Genomic DNA, 18,442 nt, shown 5'->3' with positions numbered 1-18,442 from the left:
TTTCCGGATATGCCGGACAAGTCCTTTTTTTTGTCCGGAATTTGCAAAAGGATCAGTTTCAAATGCTCGCTCGTTGGATGCCCGCCGCTATCAACACTCGTCCCACCGAATGGAGCCGCGCCGCCATCGGCATGGCGCTGGGTACGTTGTTCAGCGTGTGGATGTGCGCGCAGGTGTTCGGCCATGATGTCGCTTATCATCTGATCGGCCCGCTGGGCGCTTCGGCGGTTCTGCTCTTCGCCGTATCGTCCGGCGCTCTGGCTCAGCCGTGGTCGATTCTGGGCGGTTATCTGTGTGCAGGCGTCGTCGCGTTGCTGGTGGCGCATGTGCTTGGGCGAACGCTCGGCAGCGCTTGTCTGGCGGCGGGCATGGCGCTGATTCTGATGTGCTGGCTGCGTTGCCTGCACCCACCGGCCGGGGCGCTCGCGTTGACATTGGTATTGGCCGATCCGGCGACCATCGCCATGGACTGGAAAGCCATGGAACCGGTGATGCTTGGCGCCGCGTGCATGCTCGCCAGTGCCTTGACTTACAACAACCTGACGCGGATTCGCTACCCCAAACGCCCCGCTGAACCGGCCCCACCGGTTGCGCCCGTGGACAGTCAAGCGATCACCGCCGAAGATCTGAAACTCGCCTTGGCCGACATGGAAGCCTTCATCGACGTCACCCCCGAAGACCTCGAACGCCTGATCCACGCCAGCGAACTGCACGCCAAACGCCGCAGCATCGGCGAAGTCTTTACCCGCTGAGCACCCTGTAGGAGCTGACGAGTGAAACGAGGCTGCGATCTTTTGATCTTCAAAACCAACATCAAAAGATCGCAGCCTGCGGCAGCTCCTACACTCGATACCCTCAGGCCCCCTGTAGGAGCTGACGAGTGAAACGAGGCTGCGATCTTTTGATCTTTGAAACCAACATCAAAAGATCGCAGCCTTCGGCAGCTCCTACACTCGATACCCTCAGCCCCCCTGTAGGAGCTGACGAGTGAAACGAGGCTGCGATCTTTTGATCTTCAAAACCAACATCAAAAGATCGCAGCCTTCGGCAGCTCCTACACTCGACACCCTCAGGCCCCCTGTAGGAGCTGACGAGTGAAACGAGGCTGCGATCTTTTGATCTTTAAAACCAACATCAAAAGATCGCAGCCTTCGGCAGCTCCTACACTCGATACCCTCAGGCCCCCTGTAGGAGCTGACGAGTGAAACGAGGCTGCGATCTTTTGATCTTTGAAACCAACATCAAAAGATCGCAGCCTTCGGCAGCTCCTACACTCGATACCCTCAGCCCCCCTGTAGGAGCTGACGAGTGAAACGAGGCTGCGATCTTTTGATCTTTAAAACCAACATCAAAAGATCGCAGCCTGCGGCAGCTCCTACAAGACTGGCGTGGTGCGGTAAAAACGCAGACAGCCCCTGCACATATCCCCGTTGTACACGACAAATTTGCACTGTTACGATCCGGTAACGCTCGCGCGCGAGCTTCTCGAATAAAGACAATAAAAGCAGGGAGTTACTGATGACAGCTCAGGCTTCATCCCCGCGGACACAGTCCATGGATGCCACGCAGAACGACGTGCTGGCCGAGGTTCGCAACCACATCGGTCATCTCACACTCAATCGCCCCGCCGGTCTCAACGCCATCACCCTCGACATGGTGCGCCTGCTGCAACAGCAGCTCGATGCCTGGGCGTCCGATGCCGATGTCCACGCGGTTGTCCTGCGCGGTGCCGGTGAGAAGGCCTTCTGCGCCGGCGGCGATATTCGATCCCTGTACGACAGTTTCAAGAACGGTGACACGCTGCACGAGGATTTCTTCGTCGAGGAATATGCCCTCGACCTGACGATCCATCACTACCGCAAACCGGTGCTGGCGCTGATGGACGGTTTTGTCCTCGGCGGCGGCATGGGCCTGGTGCAAGGTGCAGATCTGCGGGTGGTCACCGAGAAAAGCCGTCTGGCGATGCCGGAAGTGGCGATTGGTTATTTTCCGGATGTCGGGGGCAGTTATTTTCTGCCGCGTATTCCCGGTGAACTGGGGATTTATCTGGGCGTCAGTGGTGTGCAGATCCGTGCCGCCGATGCGCTGTACTGCGGGCTGGCCGACTGGTATCTGGACAGCAGCACCCTGGCGCTGCTCGACGACAAACTTGATCAAATGGAGTGGCAGGACACACCGCTCAAGTCTTTGCAGAACCTGCTGGCCAAACACGCCGTGCAAACCCTGCCCGACGCGCCGTTTGAAGCCTTGCGCCCAGCCATCGACCACTTCTTCGCCCTGCCCGACGTGCCGAGCATGGTCGAGCAAATGCGCGCGGTTACCGTCGCCGATAGTCATGAATGGGCGACTACCACGGCGGATCTGCTGGAAACCCGCTCACCGCTGGCCATGGCCGTCACCCTGGAAATGCTCCGTCGTGGCCGCCACCTGAATCTGGAACAGTGCTTTGCGCTGGAACTGCACCTTGATCGTCAGTGGTTCCCCCGTGGCGATCTGATCGAAGGCGTGCGCGCCCTGTTGATCGACAAAGACAAATCACCACGCTGGAACCCGCCGACCCTTGCCGGGCTCGACGCGACGCACGTGGCAAGTTTCTTTCACGGTTTTGATGAGAGCGGGAGCTGAGCCATGCACGATCTCGAACTGACTGAAGAACAAGTGATGATCCGCGACATGGCCCGGGACTTTGCCCGCGGCGAAATCGCGCCCCATGCGCAGGCTTGGGAAAAGGCTGGCTGGATCGACGACGCGCTGGTCGCGAAGATGGGCGAGCTCGGTCTGCTGGGCATGGTCGTGCCCGAAGAATGGGGCGGCACTTATGTCGACTACGTTGCGTATGCGTTGGCCGTTGAGGAGATTTCGGCCGGCGACGGCGCGACCGGCGCGTTCATGAGCATTCACAACTCGGTCGGCTGCGGCCCAGTGCTCAACTACGGCAGCGAAGCGCAGAAACAAACGTGGCTGGCGGACCTCGCCAGCGGGCAGACCATCGGTTGCTTTTGCCTGACCGAACCGCAGGCCGGCTCCGAAGCGCATAACCTGCGCACCCGCGCCGAACTGCGTGACGGCCAATGGGTGATCAACGGCGCCAAGCAGTTCGTCAGCAACGGCAAACGGGCGAAACTGGCCATCGTGTTTGCCGTGACCGATCCGGAACTGGGCAAGAAAGGCATTTCGGCGTTTCTGGTCCCGACCGAAACGTCGGGGTTCATCGTCGATCGCACCGAACACAAAATGGGCATTCGCGCGTCTGACACCTGCGCGGTAACGCTGAGCGACTGCCGCGTTCCCGAGGTCAATCTGCTCGGCGAACGCGGTAAAGGCCTGGCGATTGCCTTGTCCAACCTTGAAGGCGGACGCATCGGCATCGCTGCTCAAGCGTTGGGCATCGCCCGTGCGGCGTTTCAAGCGGCGCTGGCTTATTCGAAGGATCGGGTGCAGTTCGACAAGCCGATCATCGAACACCAGAGCATCGCCAACCTGCTGGCAGACATGCACATGCAGATCAACGCCGCACGCCTGCTGATTCTCCACGCCGCGCGCCTGCGCACGGCGGGCAAACCGTGTTTGTCCGAGGCTTCACAGGCAAAGCTGTTTGCGTCCGAGATGGCCGAGAAAGTTTGTTCCTCGGCGATTCAGATACACGGCGGGTATGGATATCTGGAAGATTACCCGGTGGAGAAATATTACCGGGATGCGCGGATTACGCAGATTTACGAAGGGTCGAGCGAGATCCAGCGGATGGTCATCGCGCGGGATTTGAAGAACTACCAGATGTAATGGTGTTGCCCCCTTTCCCTCACCCCAGCCCTCTCCCAGAGGGAGAGGGGGCCGACCGAGGTGTCTGGCGTTATCCATCCACCTGAAAGAACGGGTCGCTTATGGAGTGGATAAACCAGGTCGATCAGGGATTCAGTACAGTTCTTTCAGGTCCGCGCAGATCATCAATATCCTCCAATCAGTCCCCTCTCCCTCTGGGAGAGGGTTAGGGTGAGGAGCTTTTCGCTCTAGACGCGTTACTTGCCTTGGAATGCCGCCTCACGCTTGCCCACAAACGCCGCCATCCCTTCCTTCTGATCCTGCGTGGCAAAAGCGGCATGAAATACTCGCCGTTCAAAACGCACGCCTTCAGTCAGGTTGACCTCAAACGCACGGTTCACGCTTTCCTTGATCATCATCGCGATCGGCAGCGACTTGCCGGCAATCACCCCTGCAACTTTCAGAGCCTCATCGAGCAATTCATCGCTCGGCACAATTCGCGCGACGATGCCGCAACGCTCGGCTTCCACCGCGTCGATCATGCGCCCGCTCAGGCACATTTCCATGGCTTTGGCCTTGCCGACCGCGCGAGTCAGACGCTGAGTACCGCCCATGCCAGGCAGCACGCCGAGGTTGATTTCCGGCTGGCCGAATTTCGCATTGTCGCCAGCGAGAATGAAGTCGCACATCAGCGCCAATTCACAACCGCCCCCAAGAGCGAAGCCGTTGACCGCGGCGATGATCGGCTTGCGGCGGTTGGCGACGCGATCGCTGTCGCTGAACAGGTCGTCCATATAGATCTGCGGATAAGTCAGCTCGGCCATTTCCTTGATGTCGGCGCCAGCGGCGAAGGCTTTTTTCGAGCCGGTGAGGACGATGCAACCGATGTTCGCATCCGCCTCCAGTGTGTCGAGGGCCTGATTCACTTCGCTGACCAGTTGCGCATTCAGCGCATTCAGCGCCTGCGGCCGATTGAGGGTGATCAGGCCAACGCGGTCGCGGATTTCCAGCAGAATCGTTTCGTAGCTCATACATGACTCCTGAATTTATTCGCCCCTCTAGGAGATGCCGGGGGCTGGGGCGCGTATCGGACGATCTTTTGAGCTTGTTTCATAAGCAAAATCAAAAGATCGCAGCCTGCGGCAGCTCCTACACGGGCGGGGGGTTTATAGGTTGCGGGAGATGACCATGCGCTGAATGTCGCTGGTGCCTTCGTAGATCTGGCACACGCGCACGTCGCGATAAATGCGTTCCAGCGGGAAATCGTTGAGGTAACCGTAACCGCCCAGCGTCTGCAATGCCATCGAGCAGACTTTCTCGGCCATCTCCGAGGCGAACAGTTTTGCCATCGACGCTTCGACCAGGGCGGGCTGACCGCTGTCTCGCAGGGCCGCCGCGTAATGCACCATTTGCCGGGCGACGGCGATCTGCGTGGCCATGTCAGCCAGACGGAACGCCACGGCCTGATGTTCAATGATCGGCTTGCCGAAGGTGTCGCGCTCTCGGGCGTAATCGCGCGCCGCTTCGAACGCTGCCCGGGCCATGCCCACCGATTGCGCCGCGATGCCGACGCGTCCGCCCTCAAGGTTGGCCAGGGCAATCTTGTAACCTTCACCCTCCTCGCCTAACCGGTTGGCCACCGGCACTTTCACGTCTTCGAACAGAATCTGGCAAGTGTCGGATGCGTGCTGGCCGAGCTTGTCTTCAACCCGCGCGACCTTATAGCCGGGCGAGTCGGTCGGCACGATAAACGCACTGATCCCGCGTTTGCCGGCACTCGGATCGGTCACGGCGAACACGATCACCGCCCCGGCGTTCTGCCCGGAGGTGATGAATTGTTTGCAGCCGTTCAAGACGTAGTGATCACCGTCGAGGCGCGCGCGGGTTTTCAGGCTGCTGGCGTCGGAGCCGGCCTGGGGTTCGGTCAAGGCGAAAGCACCGAGCATCGCGCCGCTGGCCAGCGGTTTGAGGAAACGCTCACGCTGGTCGTCGTTGCCGAACTTTAGAATCGGCACGCACCCCACCGAGTTGTGCACGCTCATGATCGTCGAGCACGCACCGTCGCCGGCGGCGATTTCTTCCAGCGCCATCGCGTAGGCCAGATAGCCGGTGTCGCAACCGCCCCACTGCTCCGGCACCAGCATGCCGAAAAAGCCCAGTTCGGCCATTTCGCCGATGGCCTCCTTGGGGAAACGGTGCTCGCGGTCCCAGGCGGCGGCGAACGGTTTCAACCGTTCCTCGGCAAATTGCCGGGCCATGTCGCGGATCTGGGTTTGGTCTTCGTTGGGAATCATGGTGAATCCTTAAATGTCAGTCGCCCCGCAACCTCCTGTAGGAGCTGCCGAAGGCTGCGATCTTTTGATCTTGATCTTGATCTTGATCTTGATCTTGATCTTGATCTTGATCTTGATCTTGATCGTGATCTTGATCGTGATCTGGATCTGGAAAACAAAATCAAAAGATCGCAGCCTCGTTGCACTCGTCAGCTCCTACAAGGGCTCTGGGTGGATCAGTAGACGCATTCCACGGCCATTGCCGTGGCTTCGCCGCCGCCAATGCAGATCGCTGCAATCCCGCGCTTGAGGTTCTTCTGCCGCAGCGCGGACAACAGCGTCACCAGAATCCGTGCTCCGGAAGCGCCGATCGGATGGCCCAAGGCACAGGCACCGCCATGCACGTTGAGCTTGTCGTGCGGGATTTCCAGGTGCGTCATCGCCGCCATCCCGACCACGGCAAACGCTTCGTTGACTTCGAACAGATCGACCTCAGCCAGGGACCAGCCGGTCTTTTTGATCAGCGTTTTGATCGCACCAATCGGCGCGGTTGGAAACAGCCCTGGCGTATCGGCGAACGCGGAATGCCCATGGATGACTGCCAACGGCTTGAGCCCGAGCTTGTGCGCTTGCGATTGACGCATCAGCACCAGCGCCGCCGCGCCGTCGGAGATTGAACTGGAGTTCGCCGCCGTCACTGTCCCACCATCACGGAACGCCGGTTTCAGCGAGGCAACTTTGTCGAGTTTGGCTTTTGGTGGCTGCTCGTCGTTGCTGATGACTACCTTCTCTTTGCCGACGGTCACGGTCAGCGGGACGATCTCGTCCTGAAAGCTGCCATCCTTGATCGCCTGCTGCGCGCGGGTGGTCGAGGCAATGGCAAACGCGTCCTGCGCTTCGCGGCTGAAACCATTGGTTTCAGCGCAATCCTCGGCAAATGTGCCCATCAGGCGGCCCTTGTCATAGGCGTCTTCGAGGCCATCGAGGAACATCGAATCCAGCACGCGCCCGTGGCCCATGCGGTAACCGGCGCGAGCACGATCAAGCAAGTATGGCGAGTTGGACATGCTCTCCATGCCGCCAGCAATCACCACATCGGCGCTGCCGGCGAGCAACATGTCGTGGGCCATGATGGTGGTCTGCATGCCCGAGCCGCACATTTTGTTGACGGTGGTGCAACGGGTCGATTTATCCAGACCGGCGCCCAGCGCCGCCTGACGCGCAGGCGCCTGACCGAGACCGGCGGGCAGTACGCAACCGAACAACACTTCATCGACGGAATCGGCGGCAACGCCCGCGCGTTCCACGGCAGCTTTGATCGCGGCAGCGCCAAGTTGCGGCGCAGTAAGGCTTTTCAGCTCACCCTGAAAGCCACCCATCGGGGTGCGCACGGCGCTGACAATCACAATCGGATCATTGGAAATAGTCATGACAAATCCTCCTTACTTGGCGGCCATGCGCAAGGCGCCGTCGAGACGGATCACCTCGCCGTTGAGCATGCTGTTTTCGATGATATGCCGAACCAGCGCGGCGTACTCGGCAGGCTTGCCCAGACGCGGCGGGAACGGTACGCCGGCCGCCAGCGAGTCGCGGACTTCCGGGGTCATGCCAGCCATCATCGGCGTTTCGAAAATGCCCGGAGCAATTGTCATCACGCGAATGCCGAAACGCGCCAGTTCACGCGCGGCCGGCAGCGTCAGGCTGGCGATTGCGCCTTTGGAGGCGGAGTACGCCGCCTGACCGATCTGGCCGTCGAACGCCGCCACCGACGCGGTATTGATGATCACGCCGCGCTCGCCGTCGGCATTGGCTTCGCTCTCGGCGATGGCCGCTGCAGCCAGGCGCAGCATGTTGAAGCTGCCGATCAGATTGACGTTGATCACCTGGGCGAAACTGCTCAATGCGTGTGGGCCGTTCTTGCCGAGGATCTTCTCGCCACGAACAATACCCGCGCAGTTGACTAGGCCATTGAGGCCACCGAACGCGGCGACGGTCGCTTGCACGGCGGCTTCGGCTGCGGCTTCGTTGCTGATGTCGGCGACCACGCTTTGCGCACCGAGGCGCTGGGCCTGGGCAGCGACGGCTTCGGCGTTCATATCCACCAGCATCACTTTGGCGCCGGCACTGACCAGCAATTCAGCGGTGGCTGCACCGAGGCCGGACGCGCCGCCGGTGACGATAAAAACCTTGTTCTCGATCTGCATGACGGTACTTCCTGATTCAAGCTGAAACGTTATGCGCCGCGGCCTCTTGAGCCTTGGCGATTTCCTGGTTGCGCAAGATAAAGCGCTGCAATTTGCCGCTGGGGGTCTTGGGCAATTCACTGACAAATTCGATTTCACGGGGGTACGCATGCGCCGCCAGACGCTTGCGCACATGCAGGCGCAGCTCTTCGGCCAACTCGGGTGCGGCGCGGTATTGCGCGCTGAGCACGACGAAGGCTTTGACCCGTTCGGTGCGCTCCGGATCGGGTTTGCCGATGACCGCCGCTTCAATCACCGCCGGGTGTTCGATCAACGCGCTCTCGACATCAAACGGGCCAACGCGATAGCCCGAAGTGGTGATCACGTCATCACTGCGCCCGACGAAGCTGATGCTGCCGTCCGGGTTCAACTCGACGGTGTCGCCGCTCAAATAATAGTTGCCGACGAAGGCCTTGGTCGGCGCGCCTTCATAGCCGCCGAACCAGCACATCGGCGATTGCGCGCGGTCGATGGCAAGAATCCCCGGCTGGCCGACGCCGAGTTCGTGGTATTGGTCATCGAGCACGACGATGCGATGCCCCGGCGAAGCGAACCCGGCGGCGCCGACATGCACCGGATGCTCGAAGCCATGGTGATTGCACAGCACCATGCCCAGCTCCGTCTGGCCGTAATGGTCATGAATGACCACATCGAGATTGTCGGCGAACCAGCGGATCACCTCTGGATTCAGCGGCTCGCCGGCGCTGCTGACAATGCGCAATTTGCCCTTGATCGACCTGGCGAATTCATCACCGCCAGCAATCAGCAAACGATAAGCCGTCGGCGAGCCGGTGAGGTTGGTGATCCCGTATTTGTTGATCACCCGGCAGGTGCTTTCAAGGGTGAACGGGCCATCGTAGAACGTGATCGGGTGGCCCATTGACAACGGGCCCGTAACGCCGAAGTAAATGCCATAGGCCCAGCCCGGATCGGCCACGTTCCAGAACGCGTCTTCCGGGCGCAGATCCACCGCATCACGGGTGTAACTCTGGAAGGCGACAATGGCTTTGAGTGGCACCGACAGCGCTTTCGACGGGCCGGTGGTGCCAGAGGTGAACATCAACAAGAAGGGATCTTCGCCGGTCAGCAGCAGCGGTTCGCAGACGTTGGAGAAATTTGCCAGCTCAGCCCAGAAACTGAAATCGCCACGGACGATGCCTTGGCCCTTGGGCCCGCCGACGGTAACGAGCGTCGGGCAATCGGCGACTTCAGCGAGCTTCGGCCGATTGACGGCGTCGGTGACCACGACTTTCGCGCCGGAGCTGTGCAAGCGGTGTTCAAGGGCTTTGGGGCCGAACGCGGTAAACAGTGGCTGATACACCGCACCGATGCGCCACGTGGCGAATACGGTAATGAGCAATTCGATATTGCGCGGCAGCAGCCCGGCGACCTTGTCGCCCTTCTGCACGCCTTGGGCGAGGAGAAAATTGGCGAATCGCGCGGCTTGATCCTGCAGATCGCTGAACGTATAGGTCGCACTGGCACCGTCGCGGCCTTCCCAGAACAGCGCGATGCGCCCGGGCAAGGCATGGCGGTCGCAGCATTCGACGCAGGCGTTGAGCGCTTCAAGCGAACCGCTGAGCGCGGCCTCTACGGTGTACTGGTAGTTGAATTGTGCGGTGGCAGACAAGTAATCGCGCATTGCCAGAATCCCTCTGTGTTTTTATTAGGCGGGGAACCGTAAACAACAGAGGAATAGTCGCGCTGCGCGGGGGCCGGGGCAATGGTCAAAGCCATCAAAGTGGCTGACCGGTTTGGCCATGCCATTGAAAAAAACGCATCCCTTGTAGGAGCTGCCGAAGGCTGCGATCTTTGCTTTTTTTCCACGATCAAAAGATCGCAGCCTTCGGCAGCTCCTACAGGGGGAATGCGTTTACCGTGCTGGCGATGGTGTTCGCTCAGACGATCTCATTCAGGATCAGGGTGCGATAGTGGCCCGGATTCGATCCCGACCATTTGCGAAACGCCTTGTAAAACGAACTTGCATCGGCAAAGCCCAGGCGTGAAGCGATCTCGGCAAAACTGATCGACGGCTCCGCCAGCCAGGTAATCGCCAGTTCTTTGCGCACACCGTCCTTGAGCCCCTGCCAGGTCTGCCCTTCCTCCGCCAGACGACGGCGCAAGGTCGAGGCCGACATACACAGTTGCTGCGCCAGGGCTTCGGTTTCCGGCCATTGCTCGGCGGGCAGTTGCCGCAGATCCTGCTTGATCCGACTGGCCAGGCTTTGCGGGTCGCGGTACTTCACCAGAATATTGGCCGGTGCATGGGCGAGAAAACGCTTCAGCTCTTCGGGGCTGCGCTTGATCGGCAGATCGAGGCAATCGGCGGCAACAATCATCCGCGTCCGGGGCCGATCAAACCGCAGGTTTTCCGAAAACATCACACGATAGTCATCGGTGAAGTCTGGCGCCGGGCAGCGCAGTTCGATGGCCAGAATCGGAATCCGCCTCCCCGCCAGCCAACACGCCACACCGTGAACGATCATCCAATAGGTGAAATAGGTGAAAGCGCGGCGGGGTTCGACGTCGTCTTCGAGCAGCACGATTTCGGCGAGACTCTGCTGGCGCAGCAACTGCGCCGGTAAGCGGTCGAGCATCAGCGAGAGAAACGACAGACCGCTCTCGAGTGCCGCCGCCAGCGTCGGCTGTGCCATGGCGCTGCGACACAGAAACGCGAGGCTGCCAGATTTGAGCTTGCGTGGATCCATGCCGAAAAACTCATCGTCACCGCGCCGCGCCAACAAGCGCCAGAGTCTGGCGTATTGCGACGCGGGCACCCTACCGCTGGCGGATTGCAACAGCAGCGGGTCAATGCCGACCTTGCGCAAAACGTGTTCCGTGGCCGCGCCGGGCGCACAGCTTTGCAACAGCGCTTCACGCACCAGCTGAATGGCAATGGTGTCTTTTTCTGACATGGAACGCGGTCATTCCTGTTTTTCTCAGTGGCACGCATCTTAACCGATCCCCTGTAGGAGCTGCCGCAGGCTCGGGCCGCGATCGGACGATCTTTTGATTTTTAGAATCAGGATCAAAAGATCGCAGCCTGCGGCAGCTCCTACAGGGGATGGTTATTTTTCAGTCTGTTCAGCTTACGTTCAGGCTTATGTCAATCATTGTCATTTGGGAATGAGTGTCATTATGTTACAACTTAGCCTCCTATCTAAATCGCTGTGGCTGACCCATGCTCGTTCCCTTTCTCATCATGCTGCGCGAAGGCATCGAAGCCGCGCTGATCGTCGGCATCATCGCCAGTTACCTTCAGCAAACCGGCCGTGGCCAATGGATGCCGGCGGTGTGGATCGGGGTTTTCCTCGCCGCCGCGCTCGCGCTGCTGGTTGGTGGCGGCCTGGAACTGGTCAGCGCCGAATTTCCGCAGAAACAGCAGGAATTGTTTGAAGGCGTCGTCGGGCTGGTGGCCGTGGGCATTCTCAGCTCGATGGTGTTCTGGATGCGCAAGGTCGCCCGGTCGATCAAGCATTCGCTGCAAGCCTCGCTTGACCAAGCGCTGACGACCTCAAAACATCAAGTCATCGCCCTGATCGCCATGGTGTTTTTCGCCGTCGCTCGCGAGGGTCTGGAAACGGTGTTTTTCCTGCTCGCCGTGTTCCAGCAGAGCGAAGGCCCCGGCGCGCCGATCGGCGCCCTGCTCGGCCTGATCCTGGCGATCATCGTTGGCTTGCTGATCTACAGCGGCAGCATGCGCCTCAACCTTTCGATGTTCTTCAAGTGGACCGGCCTGTTCATTCTGCTGGTCGCCGCCGGGATTCTCGCCAATTCCGTGCAGGCGCTGCACGAAGCCGGGCTGTGGAATCACCTGCAAGGCGTGCTGTTCGACTTCAGTGCGACGTTGCCGATGGACGGCCCGTTGGGCTCGGTGCTGGCCGGCATGTTCGGTTATCAGGATGCACCGACCGTCAGCACCCTCGGTGCGTATGTGATTTATCTGCTGCTGGCGCTGGTGATGTTTTTTCTCCCGGCCGCCCAGCCCCGCGCGCAGTCGACTTCCGTTTCCAGCCAATAAGGGCCCCCATGTCAACGCCTAATACTCCTCAGGCTTCGCCGCCCCGTGCCTTGCGCTGGGCATTGGCCGGTTCGGTGATCGTGATGATCGCCGCCGGCGGCCTGTTCTGGTACGCCTCGAAAATGGCTGCCGCCAAGCGTCAGCACAATCACGATGAAGTGGTGGTGAACATTCATCCGGGCCGTTGCGAGCCGAACGCTTTGAGCGTGCCCGCCGGGCGCGCCAGTTTCCGCATCGTCAACCGTTCCGACCGGGCAGTTGAATGGGAAATTCTCGACGGCGTGCTGGTGGTCGAAGAACGCGAAAACATTGCCCCCGGTCTGAGCCAGGTCATCAACGCCAATCTGCAACCGGGTGACTACGCCATCACCTGTGGCTTGCTGAGCAACCCGCGCGGCACTTTGCACGTCACGCCAACCGCGGCCTCCGACGCCGCCGCGAAAGCCAAGCCGTCGATGGTCGCTTTCATTGGGCCGTTGTCAGAGTTTCGCGTGTATCTGGCCAGCCAGAGCAGCGCTTTGATCAAGGCCGTAGGTGCTCTCGATCAGGCCATCGAAAGCGGCGACTTGAGCCAGGCTCAGGCGCTGTACCTGCCGGCCCGTGCGGCCTATCAGCGTCTGGCGCCCGCCGCGCAGCGCCTTGCCGAACTGGACAACCGCATCAACGCCCGCGCTGATTATTATGAAAAACGCGAACAGGATCCGGCATTCGTCGGTTTTCACCGCCTCGAATATGGCCTGTTCGAGCAACGCAAACTCGACGACCTGAAGCCCGTTGCCCAGCATCTTCTGGCCGACGTCACCACGCTGAAACAGCAATTGCTGGCTCAGACCCTGCCACCGGAGCAACTGGTCAACATTATCGTGCGCAACCTCAACAGCCTCGCCGAGGTGCGCGCCGCCAGCGGGGAAGAAGAACGCTACAGCCACAGCGACCTCAATGGTTTCGCCGCCAATGCGCAAACCGCGCACAAGGTCGTCGATTTGCTGCGCCCGCTATTGACCAAATCCGCCGCCGACCTGCTGGGGCAGATCGATCAAGCGCTTGCTGGCTTCGACGCCGAACTCAACCGCTACAAGGTTGAGGACGGCTACGCCCGTTACGACAGTGTCAGCAATACACAACGCCAGCAGATCGCCGACAAGGCTCAAGCGCTTGCGCATGCACTCCATGGCATCGATCCCGTCCTCGGCCTCTCCGGCCTGTAAGCAGAAGACCTCACCGATGAATGATTCAGAACCACTCAACCTGCAACGCCGCCGTGTGTTGATGGGCATGGGCGCTGCCGGTGTCGCCCTCGCCGGCTCCGCGCTGAGCTGCCCGGCGATGGCCGCAGCGCCGGCGCAAGTCACTGAAGCCCCGAGCAGCGACAAGACCGATGATCGCCACGATTTTCACGGCGTACATCAGACCGGCATCGTCACGCCGCGCCCGGCCTCGGGAATGCTGGTGGCGTTCGATGTGCTGGCCAGCGATCGCGAGGACCTCGAACGATTGTTCCGCACCCTTAACAAGCGCATCGCCTTCGTCATGCAAGGCGGCCCGGTTGAGCAGATCGATCCCAAGCTGCCGCCGCTAGACTCAGGCATCCTTGGCCCGAACGTGACGCCCGACAACCTGACCATTACCGTTGCGGTGGGTGAGTCGCTGTTCGACGAGCGCTTCGGTCTGGCCACGGCCAAACCCAAGCGCCTGCAACGCATGGTCGGTTTTCCCAACGATGCGCTGGACGCCGATTGTTGCCACGGCGACCTGAGTCTGCAGTTCTTTGCGAACACCGCTGACACCAACATTCACGCCCTGCGCGACATCGTCAAAAACCTGCCTGATCTGCTGCTGGTGCGCTGGAAGCAGGAAGGCAGCGTGCCGCCGCAAGCGCCGACGAAACCGGGCGAGACAGCACAGTCGGCGCGCAACTTCCTCGGCTTTCGCGACGGTTCGGCCAACCCGAATTCCAACGATGCTCAAGCGATGGACAGCATTGTCTGGGTGCAGCCCGGCAGCGATGAACCGGCCTGGGCGGCGCACGGCAGTTATCAGGCGGTGCGGATCATCCGTAATTTCGTCGAGCGCTGGGATCGTACGCCGTTGCAGGAGCAGGAAAGCATCATCGGTCGGGTGAAAACCACTGGCGCGCCAATGGGCGCTCAGCGGGAAAGTGAAGTCCCCGATTACCGCAAAGATCCGGCGGGCAAGCTGACCAGACTCGACGCGCACATTCGCCTGGCCAACCCGCGCACCGCCGAGAGCCAGGCGAACCTGATCCTGCGCCGGCCATTCAACTATTCCAACGGCGTGAACAAGAACGGTCAGCTTGACATGGGCCTGCTGTTCATTTGTTACCAGGCCGACCTGGAAAAAGGCTTTATCGCCGTGCAGACCCGCCTCAACGGCGAACCGCTTGAGGAATACCTCAAACCGGTCGGCGGCGGTTACTTCTTCACACTGCCGGGCGTGACGGGCGACCAGGATTTCCTTGGGCGTTCGCTGCTCGCGGCCACACAACCCCATACCAACGCATGACACCTGTCGACACTGGAGCCGCCCCCATGAAAAAAACGCCACTCGCGTTATTGCTGACCCTTGGTTTGCTCAACACCCCGCTGTCAGCGTTTGCCGCACCGGCACCGCTGGATCTGGTCGGGCCGGTGTCGGATTACAAGATCTACGTCAGCGAAAAACTCGATGAGCTGGGCAGCCACACACAGCAATTCACCGACGCAGTCAAAAAAGGTGATCTGGCCACCGCGCAAAAGCTGTATGCGCCCACGCGTGTTTACTACGAATCAATCGAGCCGATTGCCGAGCTGTTCAGTGACCTGGATGCATCCATTGACTCGCGGGTCGACGACCATGAGAAAGGCGTGAAAGCGGAGGATTTCACCGGGTTTCACCGGATCGAATACTCGCTGTTTGCGGAAAAAAGCACGCAGGGCCTGGGTGCGCTGGCGGACAAGCTGAACAGCGATGTCAAAGACTTGCAGACCCGCGTGGCCGGTCTGACCTTCCCGCCGGAAAAGGTCGTGGGCGGCGCTGCGGCGCTGCTTGAAGAAGTCGCCGCAACCAAGATCTCCGGCGAAGAAGACCGCTACAGCCACACTGACCTGTATGACTTCCAGGGCAACATCGACGGTGCGAAGAAAATCGTTGATTTGTTCCGCACGCAAATCGAACAGCAGGACAAGGCTTTCGTCGCCAAAGTCGACAAGAACTTCGCCACGGTCGACAAGATTCTGGCCAGGTACAAGACTGCCGATGGCGGGTTTGAGACATATGACAAGGTCAAGGATAACGACCGCAAGGCGCTGGTCGGGCCGGTGAATACTTTGGCGGAAGACCTGTCGACGATGCGTGGGAAGCTGGGTCTGAACTGAGTTATCGGATACGTCAGTCTAAAAGATCGCAGCCTGCGGCAGCTCCTACACGGTCCGATGTAGGAGCTGCCGCAGGCTGCGATCTTTTGCTGTTAAAGGATTCTGTACAGCAACCGCTCGATCCGCACCCGACTCACACGCTTGAGAAACTTCGCCACCCCCGCCGGGTACTCCGGCAGCGTTTCCAGGCTTTGGAAGCTGTCGATGCGCGTGGTATGACGGAAAATCTCCTCCAGCTCCTGCGACCGCGGCGCCAGCCACTGGCCTTTCGGGTCATCAATCAGCAGCGCGTTTTCCAGGTCCAGACGGAACGCCCGTGGATTGAGGTTGTTGCCGGTCAGCAACGTATAACGCTGATCGATCCACATGCCCTTGAGGTGGTAGGTGTTGTCGCCGTCGCGCCACAAGTGCAGATTCAATTGGCCGCTGTCGATATTGCGCTGATGCCGTTTGGCAAACCGGCGCAGACTGATCTCGTACAGATACGGCAGCGCTGCGATCACCCTGAACGGCTCGCTCGGCGGAATATAGAAGTCGTTGGCGGTTTTGTCGCCGACCACGATATCGATCTTCACGCCACGGGCCAACGCGCGATTGATCTCGCGGATCACGCCCAGCGGCAGGTTGAAGTACGGCGTGCAGATGGTCAGCTGCTGTTGCGCGCTGGCGATCAGTTCAAGAATGGCGCGGTTCAGCGGATTGTTTTTGCCCACGCCCAACAGCGGCGTGACCGACAAACCGTCTTTGGCCGTTGTGCCGGTAGCTGTGTCGTAGGTCGCATATTTCAAGCGGCTGCGCAGGTCGCCGATGTCGTTGCGCAGGCTGCGCGTGGTCGGCAGGTTCGGCAGGTCGAGGCGATGCACCGCTTTCGACTCGATCAGACCGTGCTTGACCAGGTGATGCATCGAGTCCGCCAGCTCATGGCTGCGCAGGACGTGATAACGGTCGAACCGGTACTTGTCGAATTTGTGCAGGTACACATTGTTCAGGCTGGCACCGCTGTAGACCACGCAATCGTCGATCACAAAGCCCTTCAAATGCAAAACGCCGAAGAGTTCTCGGGTCTGCACCGGCACGCCGTAGATCGGCACTTCGCTCTGATGCGTACGGGTCATTTCCTGATACCACGCCGAATTACCCGGCTGCTTGCCGGCACCGATCAAGCCGCGTTGCGCGCGCAACCAATCGACGACTACAGCGATTTCCAACTCGGGACGCTTGAGCTTGGCGGCGTGCAGGGCATCAAGGATTTCCTGACCGGCTTCGTCTTGCTGCAAATACAGCGCGACGATGTAGATGCGCTGGGTCGCTGCGGCGATTTGCTCAAGCAGGCAGCGACGAAACTCGGCGGCACCGGACAGAATCGTCACGGCCTCGGCGGTCAGCGGGAAGCTGCGCAGTTTGGGCAGCAGGGAACGTTTGAAAAGCAACGGCATAGGGCTCGCAATGGTCGAATCCGAAGAGCTTGAGAGCTTACACCATCACATCCTTCGGGTCTTGTTAGTGGCGGTAATAACCTCTTCGCGAGCAGGCTCGCTCCCACATAAGAAATGTTTCCCTCTGTGGGCGAGAGCTTCCTTGCAAAGGCAAATGCACAGTCGACAAAAATACACGCTTGACCAAGGAGAACAACCGTTCTTCTGTTTGCGACATGAACGCAATCGCCAATACCGAAACCCGCGACATCATTCTGGATGTCACTGAAAAACTGATCTACAAAAGTGGCATTGCCGCCACCAGCATGGATCTCCTGGTGAAAACCGCAGGTGTCTCCAGGAAAAGCATTTACCGCTATTTTGCCGACAAGGACGCGCTAACCGTCGAAGCGCTGCAACGCCGCGACATTCGCTGGATGCATTGGTACAGAAGCGCCGTCGATCAGGCCGAGACCCCGGCTGACCGCCTGCTCAATCTGTTTACTGTGCTCAAGGGCTGGTTCGCCTCGGAAGGCTTTCGCGGCTGTGCTTTCATTAACACCAGCGGCGAGACCGGTGACCCGCAGGACCCCGTGCGGCAGGTCGCCAAAGAACACAAACAGAAGCTGCTCGACTACGTGTGCGAGCTGTGTAGCGAACATGGCGCCGAAGATCCGCAACTGCTGGCCAGACAGCTGCTGATCCTGATCGACGGAGCCATTACCGTAGCGCTTGTGATGGGTGATCACAGTGCCGCCGATAATGCGCGATGCATGGCGCGCAAGTTATTGGACCTGTAATGCCTTGATAAGCGGAACTTGTTGTTAAACCGCACATTAACTCGAGAAACTGATATGTCTACCGCAGCTCAGGTACGTCCGCCATTACCGCCCTTCAATCGTGAGTCGGCGATCGAGAAAGTTCGCCTGGCCGAAGATGGCTGGAATTCTCGCGATCCGGAAAAAGTCTCCCTCGCTTACACGCTCGACACAAAATGGCGCAACCGCGCCGAGTTCGCCAACAACCGCGAAGAAGCCAAGGCTTTCCTGACTCGCAAATGGGCGAAAGAGCTGGATTATCGCTTGATCAAGGAATTGTGGGCGTTCTCCGATGCGCGTATCGCGGTGCGTTACGCCTATGAATGGCATGACGATTCCGGCAACTGGTTCCGCTCCTACGGCAATGAAAACTGGGAGTTTGACGAACAGGGCCTGATGTTCCAGCGCTATGCCTGTATCAATGACATGCCGATCAAGGAAAGCGAGCGCAAATTCCATTGGCCACTGGGGCGACGCCCGGATGATCACCCGGGCCTGTCTGACCTCGACCTATAACGCCGTTCCTCGTGTAGGAGCTG

Annotated in this window: 16 protein-coding genes; 9 read left to right on the top strand and 7 right to left on the bottom strand. The window is 59.8% G+C overall.

Translation table 11 applies throughout. The features are described 5' to 3' along the window. Positions 1 to 62: 62 nt before the first annotated feature. The 3 genes from EL257_RS13085 to EL257_RS13075 all read left to right on the top strand — a co-directional run bounded on the left by EL257_RS13085 (position 63) and on the right by EL257_RS13075 (position 3,780). Entirely contained in the window at positions 63 to 752 is a 690-nt protein-coding gene (locus EL257_RS13085; RefSeq protein ID WP_126363132.1) for an HPP family protein, read from the top strand. Positions 753 to 1,518: 766 nt separating this feature from the next. Next, positions 1,519 to 2,625 carry an enoyl-CoA hydratase/isomerase family protein gene (locus tag EL257_RS13080; RefSeq protein ID WP_126363130.1) on the top strand — a complete coding sequence of 369 codons (1,107 nt, stop codon included), beginning with the start codon at positions 1,519 to 1,521 and terminating at the stop codon, positions 2,623 to 2,625. Positions 2,626 to 2,628: 3 nt separating this feature from the next. Then, positions 2,629 to 3,780, top strand: a complete 1,152-nt coding sequence (locus EL257_RS13075; RefSeq protein WP_126363128.1) for an acyl-CoA dehydrogenase family protein — start codon at positions 2,629 to 2,631, stop codon at positions 3,778 to 3,780. A gap of 236 nt (positions 3,781 to 4,016) precedes the next feature. Here EL257_RS13075 and EL257_RS13070 read toward each other — a convergent pair whose 3' ends face one another. The 6 genes from EL257_RS13070 to EL257_RS13045 all read right to left on the bottom strand — a co-directional run bounded on the left by EL257_RS13070 (position 4,017) and on the right by EL257_RS13045 (position 11,190). After that, positions 4,017 to 4,790: an enoyl-CoA hydratase gene (locus tag EL257_RS13070; RefSeq protein ID WP_126363125.1), complete on the bottom strand. Its 774-nt coding sequence runs from the start codon at positions 4,788 to 4,790 to the stop codon at positions 4,017 to 4,019. 135 nt (positions 4,791 to 4,925) lie between these two features. Further along, a complete protein-coding gene (locus EL257_RS13065; protein ID WP_126363123.1) occupies positions 4,926 to 6,053 on the bottom strand; it encodes an acyl-CoA dehydrogenase in 1,128 nt (375 codons plus the stop codon). Positions 6,054 to 6,268: 215 nt separating this feature from the next. Beyond that, complete coding sequence (locus tag EL257_RS13060) at positions 6,269 to 7,462, bottom strand: acetyl-CoA C-acyltransferase (RefSeq protein ID WP_126363121.1); 1,194 nt, start codon at positions 7,460 to 7,462, stop codon at positions 6,269 to 6,271. 12 nt (positions 7,463 to 7,474) lie between these two features. Then, entirely contained in the window at positions 7,475 to 8,236 is a 762-nt protein-coding gene (locus tag EL257_RS13055; protein ID WP_126363119.1) for an SDR family NAD(P)-dependent oxidoreductase, read from the bottom strand. A gap of 16 nt (positions 8,237 to 8,252) precedes the next feature. Next, positions 8,253 to 9,917 (bottom strand): AMP-binding protein, encoded by a 1,665-nt coding sequence (locus EL257_RS13050; protein ID WP_126363117.1) that lies wholly within the window; start codon positions 9,915 to 9,917, stop codon positions 8,253 to 8,255. Positions 9,918 to 10,173: 256 nt separating this feature from the next. Next, positions 10,174 to 11,190: an AraC family transcriptional regulator gene (locus EL257_RS13045; RefSeq protein WP_126363115.1), complete on the bottom strand. Its 1,017-nt coding sequence runs from the start codon at positions 11,188 to 11,190 to the stop codon at positions 10,174 to 10,176. Positions 11,191 to 11,456: 266 nt separating this feature from the next. On the opposite strand from EL257_RS13045, the gene efeU reads away from it, so the two are divergent. Genes efeU through efeO (EL257_RS13025) form a run of 4 tightly spaced genes read left to right on the top strand, consistent with a single transcriptional unit; the run spans position 11,457 to position 15,670 of the window. Further along, on the top strand, positions 11,457 to 12,296 hold the full coding sequence (gene efeU, locus EL257_RS13040) for an iron uptake transporter permease EfeU (RefSeq protein WP_126363113.1): 840 nt from the start codon (positions 11,457 to 11,459) through the stop codon (positions 12,294 to 12,296). A gap of 8 nt (positions 12,297 to 12,304) precedes the next feature. After that, positions 12,305 to 13,504, top strand: coding sequence for an iron uptake system protein EfeO (gene efeO / locus EL257_RS13035; RefSeq protein ID WP_126363111.1), 1,200 nt, complete (start codon positions 12,305 to 12,307; stop codon positions 13,502 to 13,504). A 16-nt stretch (positions 13,505 to 13,520) separates the two neighbouring features. Beyond that, positions 13,521 to 14,819 (top strand): iron uptake transporter deferrochelatase/peroxidase subunit, encoded by a 1,299-nt coding sequence (efeB, locus tag EL257_RS13030; RefSeq protein ID WP_126363109.1) that lies wholly within the window; start codon positions 13,521 to 13,523, stop codon positions 14,817 to 14,819. A 26-nt stretch (positions 14,820 to 14,845) separates the two neighbouring features. Then, positions 14,846 to 15,670 (top strand): iron uptake system protein EfeO, encoded by an 825-nt coding sequence (efeO, locus tag EL257_RS13025; RefSeq protein ID WP_126363107.1) that lies wholly within the window; start codon positions 14,846 to 14,848, stop codon positions 15,668 to 15,670. A 92-nt stretch (positions 15,671 to 15,762) separates the two neighbouring features. Here efeO (EL257_RS13025) and pssA read toward each other — a convergent pair whose 3' ends face one another. Continuing rightward, positions 15,763 to 17,106, bottom strand: coding sequence for a CDP-diacylglycerol--serine O-phosphatidyltransferase (gene pssA, locus EL257_RS13020; RefSeq protein ID WP_126363105.1), 1,344 nt, complete (start codon positions 17,104 to 17,106; stop codon positions 15,763 to 15,765). 215 nt (positions 17,107 to 17,321) lie between these two features. On the opposite strand from pssA, the gene EL257_RS13015 reads away from it, so the two are divergent. Both EL257_RS13015 and EL257_RS13010 read left to right on the top strand, forming a co-directional pair. Next, entirely contained in the window at positions 17,322 to 17,885 is a 564-nt protein-coding gene (locus tag EL257_RS13015) for a TetR/AcrR family transcriptional regulator (RefSeq protein WP_126363103.1), read from the top strand. 54 nt (positions 17,886 to 17,939) lie between these two features. Further along, positions 17,940 to 18,419 (top strand): DUF1348 family protein, encoded by a 480-nt coding sequence (locus tag EL257_RS13010; RefSeq protein ID WP_126363101.1) that lies wholly within the window; start codon positions 17,940 to 17,942, stop codon positions 18,417 to 18,419. The last annotated feature ends 23 nt before the right edge of the window (positions 18,420 to 18,442 follow it).

The sequence above is a fragment of the Pseudomonas fluorescens genome, from assembly GCF_900636825.1.
GTDB classification, from domain to species: domain Bacteria; phylum Pseudomonadota; class Gammaproteobacteria; order Pseudomonadales; family Pseudomonadaceae; genus Aquipseudomonas; species Aquipseudomonas fluorescens_BG.
Note: the sequence above shows the minus strand (reverse complement) of the source record. Positions and strands in the feature narration are given on the sequence as shown.

What these genes read in the sequence shown, in the direction of transcription:
- EL257_RS13085 (WP_126363132.1), top strand. Translation starts at nt 63, where the DNA reads ATGCTCGCTCGTTGGATGCCCGCCGCTATCAACACTCGTCCCACCGAA.
- EL257_RS13080 (WP_126363130.1), top strand. Translation starts at nt 1,519, where the DNA reads ATGACAGCTCAGGCTTCATCCCCGCGGACACAGTCCATGGATGCCACG.
- EL257_RS13075 (WP_126363128.1), top strand. Translation starts at nt 2,629, where the DNA reads ATGCACGATCTCGAACTGACTGAAGAACAAGTGATGATCCGCGACATG.
- EL257_RS13070 (WP_126363125.1), bottom strand. Translation starts at nt 4,790, where the DNA reads ATGAGCTACGAAACGATTCTGCTGGAAATCCGCGACCGCGTTGGCCTG.
- EL257_RS13065 (WP_126363123.1), bottom strand. Translation starts at nt 6,053, where the DNA reads ATGATTCCCAACGAAGACCAAACCCAGATCCGCGACATGGCCCGGCAA.
- EL257_RS13060 (WP_126363121.1), bottom strand. Translation starts at nt 7,462, where the DNA reads ATGACTATTTCCAATGATCCGATTGTGATTGTCAGCGCCGTGCGCACC.
- EL257_RS13055 (WP_126363119.1), bottom strand. Translation starts at nt 8,236, where the DNA reads ATGCAGATCGAGAACAAGGTTTTTATCGTCACCGGCGGCGCGTCCGGC.
- EL257_RS13050 (WP_126363117.1), bottom strand. Translation starts at nt 9,917, where the DNA reads ATGCGCGATTACTTGTCTGCCACCGCACAATTCAACTACCAGTACACC.
- EL257_RS13045 (WP_126363115.1), bottom strand. Translation starts at nt 11,190, where the DNA reads ATGTCAGAAAAAGACACCATTGCCATTCAGCTGGTGCGTGAAGCGCTG.
- efeU (WP_126363113.1), top strand. Translation starts at nt 11,457, where the DNA reads ATGCTCGTTCCCTTTCTCATCATGCTGCGCGAAGGCATCGAAGCCGCG.
- efeO (WP_126363111.1), top strand. Translation starts at nt 12,305, where the DNA reads ATGTCAACGCCTAATACTCCTCAGGCTTCGCCGCCCCGTGCCTTGCGC.
- efeB (WP_126363109.1), top strand. Translation starts at nt 13,521, where the DNA reads ATGAATGATTCAGAACCACTCAACCTGCAACGCCGCCGTGTGTTGATG.
- efeO (WP_126363107.1), top strand. Translation starts at nt 14,846, where the DNA reads ATGAAAAAAACGCCACTCGCGTTATTGCTGACCCTTGGTTTGCTCAAC.
- pssA (WP_126363105.1), bottom strand. Translation starts at nt 17,106, where the DNA reads ATGCCGTTGCTTTTCAAACGTTCCCTGCTGCCCAAACTGCGCAGCTTC.
- EL257_RS13015 (WP_126363103.1), top strand. Translation starts at nt 17,322, where the DNA reads ATGAACGCAATCGCCAATACCGAAACCCGCGACATCATTCTGGATGTC.
- EL257_RS13010 (WP_126363101.1), top strand. Translation starts at nt 17,940, where the DNA reads ATGTCTACCGCAGCTCAGGTACGTCCGCCATTACCGCCCTTCAATCGT.